This is a genomic window from Bacillota bacterium (assembly GCA_013177945.1).
Lineage (GTDB): Bacteria > Bacillota > DSM-12270 > Thermacetogeniales > Thermacetogeniaceae > Ch130.
Window position 1 is genome coordinate 1 of the sequence record JABLXW010000023.1, and the last position, 10982, is coordinate 10982.

Here is a 10982-nt window from a genome sequence, read left to right on the forward strand (position 1 = left end):
TATGAGCCCAAGAACATCCGTATAGTATGCTTCAAGCACAAGATTTAACCGGAGGCAGGAATTACCTGCCTCCCTCTCGAATTAGAGAGGTGGTTATATGAGCGTAACGGCGTTTAACCGCCGCAGGAGGGAGGCCGGAATATGGCCCTCTACGTCGGGACAAATTCATTCGTCACCCTCACCGAAGCCAATAAATACTTCGACGGAAAGCTCTACGCAGACGAGTGGCGTAACGCAGACAACACCACCAAAGAAAGAGCGCTCAAAGAGGCCTGCCGGAGAATAAACAGGCTGGCGTTCAAGGGTGTCAAGGCCTCAGAGACACAGTTGCTGGAGTTCCCCCGGATGATGCCGGTCTTCAACCGGATCGGCGTAATTGGGTTCGAGGACTCGGGCGAGGTGCCAGAGGCGGTCAAGGCGGCCCAGTGCGAAGAAGCGCTTGCGTTACTGAGGTATGGCAATTCAGCCCGTACCAAGGCACAGGAGCAGAATGTCATCAGGGTGCAGTTCGGTAACGTCACCGAGGAGTACCGGGCGAGCCTAAAGCTCCTGAGCCGCGAAGCGCTTGAGCTCCTCAAGCCGTACCTTGCGGGGGCGGTGAGCATCAGGTGATCCGTAACTATCTGAACCAGACTGCGGTATGGAAGCGGGTCGTCAGTTACGACGGCTACCCGCCGGTGCCCGAGGAACCTGGTACCGTCATCCGGGTCCGCTGGGAAGCGAAGCGCCGGCTTGTGCGCGACCGGCAGGGGCAGGAGGTTGTGTCGGAGGCGCAGGTCTACTGTGTCGAGCCCGTGCAGCCCGGGGACGTTCTGAACTACGCCGGGCGCGACTGGCCAGTCATTACGGTCAGCGAGGTCGTGGACCTGGACGGGGTGGTGCAGTACCGAGAGGTGGCAGTCTGATGGGCGACTTCCAACTGAAATGGTACGGACCGAAAGCAAAAGCACTAGCTAGGCAGGCTGCTATCTTTGCGCTGTGTGCCTGCGCTGCTGACCTCCAGGGCAAAAGTGCGATGCAGGCTCCGATTGATACTGGAGACCTCAAAGCGAATTGCTTGGTGAGCCCGCTGCGTCAAGAGGGCTCGCAGGTCAGCCTTACCGTGGGTTATGACCTGCCCTACGCCATCGTGCAGCATGAGCACGTGGAGTTCCGCCATCCGAAGGGCGGTAAAGCAAAGTACCTTGAGGACCCCTTTAAAGAGAATGCGAAGAAGTATGTGAAGTACATCAGGGATACCGTGAAGCAAGCTCTGCGGAGCGGGTGATGTAGATTGCTCATAGACGACATAGCGACGTATCTCGCCGCCGGCGGGCTTGGAGCCGTCGGCGTTGACATTTTAAAGGGCAGGATGCCCGACCAGCCGGACAACATGCTGGTGCTGTATCCGACCGGCGGATATCCGCCTGACCCAGTACTGCCCGACGTGCACTTGACTGTCCAGGTACGAGTCCGCGACAAGAGCTACTCTCAAGCTCATCTCCGTATCTGGCAGGCGTTCAACCTGCTCGACCGGCCGGGAAATCGGCTGGTCGTAGTTGACGGGCGGAAGATGGTGGTGCAGGCGCTGCAACCACCTTTCTTCCTCGAGCAAGATGGGAATGGGCGGTTTTCGTTTGTCTTCAACATTTCGGCGCGGACGCGCCGGGACTAAACCGAGGGAGGAATGACTGATGCCGTTGCCGAACGCGAGCAAGGTCTTACTGCTTCAGGACTGCAAGATCAGCAAGATGACTGCTGATTCGGGCACGGAACCGACATACGATGTGGCCGTGGACATCCCCGGTATCCAAACCCTGGAGCTGACCCCCGAGATGGAAACGAAAATCCTCGAGGGGGACGACGAGATACTGGACATCTTCTCCCGAGTGCGACTGATAAACTTTACTTGGAATTCCGCAAAGATTCCGCTGGATGTGCTCAAGATTCTGCTTGGCGGGACGGTTACCCTGACGGGTACGACTCCGAGTCAGCAGAACGTCTATAGCCTCGCAAGTGAGCACCCGGGATGGTTCAAGCTTGAGGGCCAGGCCGTTTACGCTGAAGAAGGCCTCGGTGATGTACACGTTGTCCTGTATAAGTGCAAGTGTACCGGCGGAGCTGCATTCAGCATCGGGAACGAGTTCGCAGTGTTGAAAGCAACCGGACAGGCGATCCGGACCGCGTCGAACAAGAAGCTCCTAGACATCGTGTTCAATGAGACCGCTACACCGATTGCCTAGCGAGCCTAACGAGGTGGTTATCTGTGCCAGCTAGTGATGTAAGAACGAAGCCGGTAATCATCGAACTAGACCGGAAGCGTAAGCTGCGCTACGACTTTAATGCTTTAGCGTTGCTGGAAGACAAGTTCGGCGATATTGATACAGCGTTGCACTCGCTTACACAGAAGCCTTCGGTGAAGGCAATCCGGGCACTTCTTCATGCCGGTCTCGTACACGAGGACCCGGCACTCACGGAGGAGCAGATTGGAAGCATGCTTACCCTGGCAGACATACCCCGCGTCGCTCAAGCGATCAGCGAGGCCTTCGCCGAGGCGATGCCGAAGCTGGACCCTACGTCGTCCTCGCCGGTGCCACCGGCGAACACGGGGACTTAGACTGGGCGTCGTGGTATTATGCCGCACGTGTGCTACTCGGCTTCTCTGAGCAGGACTTTTGGCGCAGCACACTACGGGAGCTCCACAGCCTGCTGCGAGTGCGCGACCGACTCTTTCAGCCGGCCACGGAGCAAAAGTGGTCCATCGCAGAACTTCTGAGCTGGAGGTAGCACGAGGCTACCTCCAGCTTCGTCTTACTCCTCGGGTCCGCGGCCGGAAAACGGGGGATAGCGGTCACTCAGGAGCATGAGGTATGCAGCCACACGGGTTTCGTACCGCAGAAGGCCAGCGTTGAATTTAAAAATGCCCCGTGGGAATCGGCCCGTAATCAGGGCTGCGCACAACATCAGGAACGTGGAAGCGACGGACGCGAGATTCCAGGCGGCAAGAACGAAACCGTGGGGAATGCATGAAATAAGACGCCAGAGGTAGAGCAAGATAGCCAGCCTTTGCCGCCTTTCGGGGTACTTAATATAGACCTGAACCGGATAGTCTTCGTAGGCCATTCATCAATTACCTCCGGTCACACTTTTCAACTTCGAAACAAAGTTTTCCTTCTCAAGGAGACGGGACCATGCTCGTCGAGGAACTCATAGTCCGGATGGGCATTGATACAAGTCCTTACGAGAAAGGCCTAGACGAAGTACGTCGGAAGAGTCAAGGCTTTATCGCGACGATATCGGGCATCTTGAAGCAAGGCCTTTCCTTCGCTGCCGGCATGGGCGTTTTCCAAGCGATGAAGGCTGGGTTTGAGGCAACCGTAAAGGCCGGTTGGCAACTTAACCAGACCCTGAGTACTGCCCGGCTCGGTTTCATCACCATGATGGGGTCAGTCGATGAGGCAAACCGACACATCCGAGAGATGACCGAGTTTGCCGCCCGGACGCCGTTTCAGCTCGAAGGACTTATCAGCGCGTCTCAGCAGCTGCAGGGGATGGGGATCGAGGCGAACCGGGTCATCCCGGTTCTGCGGGCCGTTGGCGATGCTCTGTCGGCGTCCGGCAAACTGAGCCAGGACTCCGTTAACCGTGTTGTGCTGGCTCTCGGGCAGATGTCGCTACGTGGCAAAGTCGCGTCGCAGGAGATGCTGCAGCTGACCGAGGCAGGGATCCCGTCCTGGGCGATCTTGGCTGAGAAGATGGGCGTCTCCACGGAGCAATTGCAGGAGATGGTGTCGAAGGGACTGGTCCCGGCGCAGGCGGCGATCGATGCGCTCGTGGTCGGGCTCGAGGAGCGCTTCGGCGGCACAATGGATCGGATCTCCAAGACCGCGCCCGGGATGTGGAGTACTCTGAAAGACAACGTTCAAATATTCATGGCCAAGGCCTTACAGCCCCTGTACGACCTCTGGGAGCAAAAGATCCTTCCTCTCCTTTTGCGATTCAGCGAGGTCATCCAAGGCATTTCATTCAAGAGTTTGACTTCGAAAATAGCCGAGTTTACCGGCAAGGCGGGCTTGTCGTTTGAAAACATAAAAACCGTCTGGGAACGTATGGTCCCTGCCGCTGAAACGACGTGGGAGACAATTAAAGCCGTTATTGCAAGCGCACATCAGGTCGTCTCGACCGTTGTTTCCACCACCTGGAGCATGATCGGCGATGTTATCCGCTGGGTTATGGAGCATATTGCGCCCTTTGTCATCGAGCAATGGAACCGTATTGCGGGATTCATCCGTGAGATTCTGCCCGACATCGTGACCTTTGTCCAGAGGATGCTAGGTGCCTTCAAGGCTGTCTGGGACTTTTACTGGTCGACGATAGTAGCCGTGTACGAACCGATCTGGCAGGTCATTCAGTGGGTTGTCTCAAATGCGATGACCGTCATCTTCGGCATTATCAAGACTGCCCTGAAACTCCTGTCCGGTGACTGGCAGGGGGCGTGGGAGGCTATGAAGGCGACCTTCCAACAGGTGTGGAAAATGCTCAGCCAGAGCGCCGCCGTTATATGGGGTGCCATTAAAAAGCTGTTCTTCGGGTTCCTGGGTGGATTGATGGACGCGGTGCGACCGCTTGTCAAGCTCCTGCCCCAGTCTTGGGAGGAGGTATGGGACAGCTGGCGTGCCACGATTGAGCAAAAGCGCCTCGATAGTCCGGTGACCTCGCAGTTCGATGCGATTAAGCAGGGCGCGAAAGACACCGTGGAGCAGACCGGGCCGACCATGGCCCAGTTTGCGGATGTCCTGAAGAACACGGCGAAGGAATCTACCCCGGCGCTCGAGGCCATGTCGGCGAGTTTTGCGAACCTGGGCAAGTCGGCGGATGAGGCCAGTGCGAAGGTGGCGAAGCTGGCGAACGAAGTGAGGAGCTATTTCTCGAGCCGCTATGCCGAGGCTCTGCCGGCCGTACGGGCGGGACTTATCACCGCCGAGCAAGCTCGGGAGTATGCCCGGAGCGCGGTCATCCAGCAGTATGGGGCCGAAGGTTTGAAAGCCCTCTGGCAGCGAGTCAAGGAGATGTACTACGCAGCTACCCCCGAGCAGCAAAGGGAGATATTCAAATGGATGTACGGGGTCGAACCGCCCGGACTGCAGGCTGGAGGCATTGTTACGAAGCCAGGTATTTACCAGCTAGCTGAGCGTGGGCCGGAAGCAGTCATCCCCCTCAATCGTATGCCTGCTCAGGTCACCATCAACATCACGGGTAACCATATCGCTTCGGACTATGATGTTGACCGTATCGGAGAACAGATCGTGCGTAAACTCCGCCTCGCAGGGGTGCTGTTGTGATGCAGGTGTTCATAGACGGAGTAGATAGAACCAGCATCGTTGACCTGCGCACACTTCGTGTGTCGGATGCCATAGGCGAGCGGAGCACCGCAGGTTTCCTCGTGAATGACCTCGATAACACTCTCGGCCCGGTCCTCCAGCCGGGCGAGGTCGTCGAAATAGTCCACGACGGGAGTAAAGTCTTCGCTGGGACGATAGACAGGGCGGTGCAGCTCAAAGTTGCACAAGGCGCGATGCAACGGCAGTACCAAGTTGATTGTGTAGACTGGCACCAGATCGCTGACCGGCGCATCGTCGCAGAAACATACGAGAACACGCCGGCTGGGAGCATAGTCGCGGACCTGGTCTCGAAGTACCTGGCCGGAGAAGGAATCTCGTGCGGACCAGATTCGGTCCAGGAAGGCCCGATCGTTGTCGAGGCGGTCTTTAACTACGTGCCGGCGACGACGGCTCTGGACAAGCTGGCGGAACTCGCAGGCTTCTCGTGGTGGATCGATCCCGAGAAGATACTGCATTTTGTTGAACGGGCGACCTATGCTGCCCCGTGGGTGCTGGATAGCCCGCTGAAGTTCCGGGAGCTGCAGATCGAGCGGTCACGGGAGGGATACAGGAACCGGCAGTACATCAGGGCGGGGAAGGATATCACGGATCCGCAGGTGGAGCAGTTCAAAGGGGACGGAGCAAGCCGGACATGGACTGTGGGCTTCCCGATCGCGAGGGTGCCAACGGTAAAGGTAAACGGCGTCGTGAAGACTGTCGGGATCAAGGGGATCGACGAGGGAAAAGACTTTTACTGGAACAAGGGAGATCCTGTCCTAACGCAAGATTCGAGCGGCTCGGTTCTGACAGCCTCGGACACTCTGGAGGTCACGTACCAGGGCTTCTTCGATGTCGTGGTATTGGTAGACGACTACGCGGCGATCGAGGAGCGCAAAGGGGTCGAAGGTGGGACAGGGTATTATGAGGCGGTCGAAGATGAGCCGTATCTGTCTAGCAGGGAGGCTGCTATCCGGTCTGGGAATGCAAAGCTGCGCAAGTATGCGAAATTGATGAAGCGCATCTCGTTCCGCACTTATCAAGGAGGTCTGCGGCCGGGCCAGATCCTGACGGTGAATCTTCCCGATCGCGGCCTCGTGGCGGAGGACTTCCTGGTCGAGGCGGTAGACCTGTCAGAGGAGTCACCCGGCGTGTGGCTGTACTCGGTGCGGGCGATATCGGGAGAAGCTGTCGGCGGCTGGACAAAGTTCTTCAAAAACATGGCATCGCGCGGCCAGGCGTTCGTCATCAGGGAAAACATCCGCGAGTACCAGGTTCTTATTCGCCTTGTGCAGAGTCAAGAGGGCTGGCAATGGGCGGAGCAGATGCCCGTGACAGTTTTCGCGTGCCCGATTCCGTCATCAAGCCTTTACCCCAGCCCAACGCTATACCCCTGCTAGAGGTGAACGTTATGATGGGAATTTTGTGGACTGGTACCTTCGAGATCATCATCACGACACCGACGAAGCGCAAAACGATTGAGCTCCAAAACCTCATCACCGACGCAGGCCTCAATTACATCCGCGATCTTCTAGACGGCTCTATCAATCCGCCGACCGAAATTCGGTATATTGCGCTTGGGAATTCGACTGCGCCGCCTTCGGCTTCTGATACCAAACTAGGCAACGAACTGTTCAGGAAAGCCGTCACTAAGCAAGAACTCCCAGGAACCGGCCGGGTTTCGAGTACGTGTTACATCGCACCATCCGAGGCTAATTTTCAAATTGAAGAAATCGGGGTGTTTGCTGGACCGAATGCAACGGACGCAAAAGATAGTGGAGTCCTCATTGCTCGGGTCCTCTGGTCCCACCTCAAGACGGAGCTTGAATCTCTACAGATCGTCAGGACGGACACGATTTCCAGGGCGCCGTAAGAGGCCCGATTTTGACTTGATTTATCGCGGGGATGACCTTCGGGTCGTCCCTTGAGCTTTACGAGGCAATTCAAGGAGGTTTGGTTGGTTGTGGCTTACACGAAGACTACCTGGGTAAACGGGGGAGCACCTGGCATCTCTGCGGAAAATCTCAACAAAATCGAGGCCGGTATTGAAGCGGCACACAAGATGGTAGAGACGGATATTCGCACCCCGGACCAGAATCAGGCCGCGCAGGCCAGCGGGACGCTGCTACAGCTGCAAAGCTTCTTTGCTAACATGATCAGGCGCATCACGGGCAAGACCAACTGGTACGATGCGCCGGATACCACACTCGCGGCTGCTGCTAGCCACATTTCCGCTGCCGCTCCGCATGCTGGGCACGAGACGCCGAGCGGAGCTCAGGCCAAGGTGGATGCACACGCTGCGCTGACGGCCACCCACGGTGCGACCAGCGCGGCGACGGCAAACCGTATCATTCTGCGTGATGCCAGCGGGCGGGCCAAGGTCGCTGCTCCAGTAGCTTCTGACGACATCGCAACCAAAGGTTACGTCGACGTGTTCGCGCGTGTCCTGGCCGGCTCGTACGTTGGTGACGGCAAAACTGATCGCCTTATCAACATAGGCGTGACACCAAAGTTGGTCATGGTGGTCGGACACGGTTCAACTGGCGATTACGGCCTGGGCATAGGGATTGCGGGTACAACGTATGGTGTGGGTATGTCGGGTTCCAGTCCTCCTGATTTTCGACTCATGAAACAGAACGGTAGAGTAGCTGTACCGGAGATTACTACCAATGGGTTCTACGTCTCATTCTCGTCTAGTTGCGGTTCTTTGAACAAACCGAGAATAACATACTACTACGTGGCTATCGTCTAGCTATGTGCGACTCTGCCAACCCGACCGCCGGAAGGCCGTCTTTGTGTTTATGTCTTTCTGTCTATGCGGGAGGTGGGGCGGATGGAGCAAGAGTTTCGTGAAGAAGTCATGTATCGCCTCGGTTCGATAGAGAGGGCGCTTAATACTGAGCTCCCTGAAATTAAGCGGCGCCTTGATAAGATTGAGGACTGGCTCAATAAGAACGGCAATGGCAAAAAGACATGGGAGCAGGCTCTGATTGAGACGATACGGGTACTTGTCGCTGCGCTCCTCGCAGCATTGGGGCTGCGGGTGATGCAAACGTGAGACGAGTCATTGTTGCTCGACCGGAAGATCTCGACCTCGCAATTCCGCCACTTCAAGACGGACGCTCGGGCATAACGCTTCGGGACATTGCAGCTGGTTATTCGCGGTGGGTGTGCAAAGACTGGGTTCGAGCCTGCAATGTTGAGTACCGCGCGGGGCCGAACGGGCCGTCAGTTAGCCTGCTGGCCCAGGGCGGAAAGGTATGGACGACTGGCGATCCGAGGTGGCCCGTATTTGTTATCAGGAACGGTCGAGCAGAAATTCTCGATTCGATTACGCTTGTCGAAGCGCAACAGGCTCAGTTGGCATTCTCAGCAGGCCCGTGGCTTGTTAGAGCCGGGCATCTGTGCAATCTCGCCGAGGAGATCAACCATTACGGGTACTCCGGCCTGCGTCCCGCTGACGTTTGCGAAAGAGCGGCAATCGGGATTCGATCTGATGGTATGGTGGTCTACGTTGCGACCGATGGAGCTACCCTCGACGAAGTTGCCACTATCATGCAGCAACAAGGGTGCTCGAGTGCTATTGCCCTCGACGGTGGAGGCAGTGTAGGGGTACTCGATAACACTGGAAGAGCGCTGCTTGGCTCGTCGGCTCGGCAAGTGTGCTCCGCTCTCATGTTCAACCGAATCGTCGATGAGATAGTCCGCGAAGAGGTGCCAAAGATGCCTAAAAGACCTTTGCGAGTATATCTGTCTCCGTCCCAGCAACCCGAGAACAAGGGGCTCGGCGACTACGGGACGGAGCAACAGAGAATGCACGAACTGGCCTGGCTTGTGGGTTACCATCTGGTGAAACTAGGCCATGCGCCCATTGTTTCGCTGAGAGGCCAAAAGCTATCGCACATTATAACCTTCTCTGACCTCCTCGACATTGATCTTCACCTTGCTCTCCATAGCAATGCCTTACCTGCTATGTCTGAGAAAGAGCGACAAAAGGCGCAATTGGGCGTAGTTGCATTTCACTATCCAGGATCGGCTGTAGGTAAGAGAGTAGCGACGGCGCTACACGATGCCCTTGGGCGGTTAAATCCTCACGGTAAGGGTTGGTTCACGGCCCGCTCAGACTTGCGCGAAATCTCCGAGACGGACGCCCCGTGCGTCTATCTCGAAGTTTGCTTCCACGACGACGAAAAGGAGGTGCGCTGGATTCTTGATAACTTCGGGCTGATCGCCCGGACGATAGCGGAGACGGTCGTTAAGGCATTATCATCCGCCTAGTGGCGGGGAAAGGAGAAGATATGATGGATCCTCGGATAGTGGCTGCGGTGCAGGAAATCCTTATCGGGTGCATCCAGATAGTGATCCTAGTTGGGGCGACATACGTGGCCAAGTGGGTCAAAGCTCACGTCTCAAAGAAGCAGATGGACTTGGCAGTTGACATCGCGCGTGTGGCGGTCGCCGCCGTGGAACAGCTTGCTGCCAGCCGGCAGATAGATATTCGAAAGAAGTTTGACGAAGCGCTGAAAATGGCCAGAGATCAGGCTGCGAAGTACGGGCTAGCCTTCACGGATGAACAGTGGCGAGCAATCATTGAAGCTGCGGTCAAGGCTATGAAGGACGCTGGCGAGGAGATCAAGGCAGCGCCAGCGGCGTAGTATCCTACGCGGAATATCGTTGCTTGCACTATCGTCGAGCACTATTAAGCGCTCGCGATGACTCGCAACCTTGCTTCCCCCGGCGAAGAGCCGGGGGATTTTTTGTTTTGGTAGTGGCAGGATTTGGGAAACCCGCGTCGAAACAGAGCTTAGGGGCGCTGGTGGCGCAGGCCGTCCGTATTGAGCGAGAAACGTTATTTCGCGGCCCTGAACAAATTAGCCAGGGCACTCGGGATAGACAGCGAGAAGCTCAAACGGTCCTACCCCAACCCAGAGTCCGGGAAACGGCTCGTCTATTCTCTGAGGGGAGTATTCAGCAGTAACGAGGTCAACGCTGCGCTACTGGAAATCGAAGCAGCGGTCGGCTGGGTAGAGACCTCGAGATTCCACGTGCGACGTCTAGCTGACTACCGCGACCATCGCTAAACACTACGTACGAACACGGTCAGACTCGGACGAACGAAGGCCAAAGACGCAGGTAAACGAGTTTTTGAGAAATCGTCCCTGCGTCTTTGGCCCCATTAATCTAACTCTTAAGCCGACGAACATCCCTTCGTACCTATTATTCCGGTCAAACGTTGTATCTTTTCGGTAGGCCGGGGAATAATCTGTCGTGGTTCTGACACAGAAGCGAAGGGTGTTTAAGTTGACAAGGATTTCCGATATTCTTAGTAGAACTAGATCCAACCGGGAGGCAGGAAACATGTCTGTTGTAACCGAGGTCATAAATGCAGTCTACAAGGACGACTTGGATAAGGTCCTTGTTGCTGTTGGTCTCTCAAGTGCGATAGATTCCGGCCAACTCAAATGTGTGGTGTGCGGGGAGCCTGTCACTCGAGAGAACCTTGGAGCGTTTGTACCCGACGGTGACACGGTAGGCGTGTGCTGTTCAAACGTGCGTTGCCTCTCGAAAATAGTTGAGCGTTACGGTTAAAGCGAGGGAGTAGCTCTGAATGCCACCGCTGCCGCT

Annotated in this window: 16 protein-coding genes; 15 read left to right on the forward strand and 1 reads right to left on the reverse strand. The window is 56.4% G+C overall.

Features of this window, described 5'->3' with window-relative positions; genetic code table 11:
* Positions 1-141 precede the first annotated feature (141 nt).
* Genes HPY58_12700 through HPY58_12725 form a run of 6 tightly spaced genes read left to right on the forward strand, consistent with a single transcriptional unit; the run spans position 142 to position 2596 of the window.
* Positions 142-612: a hypothetical protein gene (locus HPY58_12700; protein ID NPV30480.1), complete on the forward strand. Its 471-nt coding sequence runs from the start codon at positions 142-144 to the stop codon at positions 610-612.
* The gene (locus HPY58_12705) at positions 609-905 is read left to right on the forward strand and encodes a hypothetical protein (protein ID NPV30481.1); all 297 of its coding nucleotides are present in this window, start codon (positions 609-611) and stop codon (positions 903-905) included. The genes HPY58_12700 and HPY58_12705 overlap by 4 nt, the downstream gene beginning before the upstream one ends.
* Positions 905-1267 (forward strand): HK97 gp10 family phage protein, encoded by a 363-nt coding sequence (locus HPY58_12710; protein ID NPV30482.1) that lies wholly within the window; start codon positions 905-907, stop codon positions 1265-1267. Before HPY58_12705 ends, HPY58_12710 begins: the two co-directional genes overlap by 1 nt.
* A gap of 6 nt (positions 1268-1273) precedes the next feature.
* Positions 1274-1654 carry a hypothetical protein gene (locus HPY58_12715; protein NPV30483.1) on the forward strand — a complete coding sequence of 127 codons (381 nt, stop codon included), beginning with the start codon at positions 1274-1276 and terminating at the stop codon, positions 1652-1654.
* Between the two features lie 19 nt (positions 1655-1673).
* Entirely contained in the window at positions 1674-2222 is a 549-nt protein-coding gene (locus HPY58_12720) for a hypothetical protein (GenBank protein NPV30484.1), read from the forward strand.
* A 23-nt stretch (positions 2223-2245) separates the two neighbouring features.
* Positions 2246-2596: a hypothetical protein gene (locus tag HPY58_12725; protein ID NPV30485.1), complete on the forward strand. Its 351-nt coding sequence runs from the start codon at positions 2246-2248 to the stop codon at positions 2594-2596.
* A gap of 194 nt (positions 2597-2790) precedes the next feature.
* On the opposite strand, the gene HPY58_12730 is transcribed toward HPY58_12725, so the two are convergent.
* Positions 2791-3102, reverse strand: coding sequence for a DUF4389 domain-containing protein (locus tag HPY58_12730; GenBank protein ID NPV30486.1), 312 nt, complete (start codon positions 3100-3102; stop codon positions 2791-2793).
* A gap of 68 nt (positions 3103-3170) precedes the next feature.
* Here HPY58_12730 and HPY58_12735 point away from each other — a divergent pair, with 68 nt between their 5' ends.
* The 9 genes from HPY58_12735 (at position 3171) to HPY58_12775 (ending at position 10946) form a co-directional block, all read left to right on the forward strand.
* Entirely contained in the window at positions 3171-5321 is a 2151-nt protein-coding gene (locus tag HPY58_12735; GenBank protein ID NPV30487.1) for a tape measure protein, read from the forward strand.
* Positions 5318-6757, forward strand: coding sequence for a hypothetical protein (locus tag HPY58_12740; GenBank protein ID NPV30488.1), 1440 nt, complete (start codon positions 5318-5320; stop codon positions 6755-6757). Before HPY58_12735 ends, HPY58_12740 begins: the two co-directional genes overlap by 4 nt.
* An 11-nt stretch (positions 6758-6768) precedes the next feature.
* On the forward strand, positions 6769-7230 hold the full coding sequence (locus HPY58_12745) for a hypothetical protein (GenBank protein ID NPV30489.1): 462 nt from the start codon (positions 6769-6771) through the stop codon (positions 7228-7230).
* 90 nt (positions 7231-7320) lie between these two features.
* The gene (locus HPY58_12750) at positions 7321-8109 is read left to right on the forward strand and encodes a hypothetical protein (protein NPV30490.1); all 789 of its coding nucleotides are present in this window, start codon (positions 7321-7323) and stop codon (positions 8107-8109) included.
* An 81-nt stretch (positions 8110-8190) separates the two neighbouring features.
* Positions 8191-8415: a hypothetical protein gene (locus HPY58_12755; protein ID NPV30491.1), complete on the forward strand. Its 225-nt coding sequence runs from the start codon at positions 8191-8193 to the stop codon at positions 8413-8415.
* On the forward strand, positions 8412-9635 hold the full coding sequence (locus HPY58_12760; protein NPV30492.1) for a hypothetical protein: 1224 nt from the start codon (positions 8412-8414) through the stop codon (positions 9633-9635). The genes HPY58_12755 and HPY58_12760 overlap by 4 nt, the downstream gene beginning before the upstream one ends.
* Before the next feature lie 23 nt (positions 9636-9658).
* Positions 9659-10012 carry a hypothetical protein gene (locus HPY58_12765; GenBank protein ID NPV30493.1) on the forward strand — a complete coding sequence of 118 codons (354 nt, stop codon included), beginning with the start codon at positions 9659-9661 and terminating at the stop codon, positions 10010-10012.
* Between the two features lie 180 nt (positions 10013-10192).
* Positions 10193-10438, forward strand: coding sequence for a hypothetical protein (locus tag HPY58_12770; GenBank protein ID NPV30494.1), 246 nt, complete (start codon positions 10193-10195; stop codon positions 10436-10438).
* Positions 10439-10715: 277 nt separating this feature from the next.
* On the forward strand, positions 10716-10946 hold the full coding sequence (locus HPY58_12775) for a hypothetical protein (GenBank protein NPV30495.1): 231 nt from the start codon (positions 10716-10718) through the stop codon (positions 10944-10946).
* The last annotated feature ends 36 nt before the right edge of the window (positions 10947-10982 follow it).

Bases quoted from the DNA above. Each gene is read 5' to 3' on its own strand.
- HPY58_12700 (NPV30480.1), top strand. From the start codon at position 142: ATGGCCCTCTACGTCGGGACAAATTCATTCGTCACCCTCACCGAAGCC.
- HPY58_12710 (NPV30482.1), top strand. From the start codon at position 905: ATGGGCGACTTCCAACTGAAATGGTACGGACCGAAAGCAAAAGCACTA.
- HPY58_12720 (NPV30484.1), top strand. From the start codon at position 1,674: ATGCCGTTGCCGAACGCGAGCAAGGTCTTACTGCTTCAGGACTGCAAG.
- HPY58_12730 (NPV30486.1), bottom strand. From the start codon at position 3,102: ATGGCCTACGAAGACTATCCGGTTCAGGTCTATATTAAGTACCCCGAA.
- HPY58_12735 (NPV30487.1), top strand. From the start codon at position 3,171: ATGCTCGTCGAGGAACTCATAGTCCGGATGGGCATTGATACAAGTCCT.
- HPY58_12745 (NPV30489.1), top strand. From the start codon at position 6,769: ATGATGGGAATTTTGTGGACTGGTACCTTCGAGATCATCATCACGACA.
- HPY58_12755 (NPV30491.1), top strand. From the start codon at position 8,191: ATGGAGCAAGAGTTTCGTGAAGAAGTCATGTATCGCCTCGGTTCGATA.
- HPY58_12765 (NPV30493.1), top strand. From the start codon at position 9,659: ATGGATCCTCGGATAGTGGCTGCGGTGCAGGAAATCCTTATCGGGTGC.
- HPY58_12775 (NPV30495.1), top strand. From the start codon at position 10,716: ATGTCTGTTGTAACCGAGGTCATAAATGCAGTCTACAAGGACGACTTG.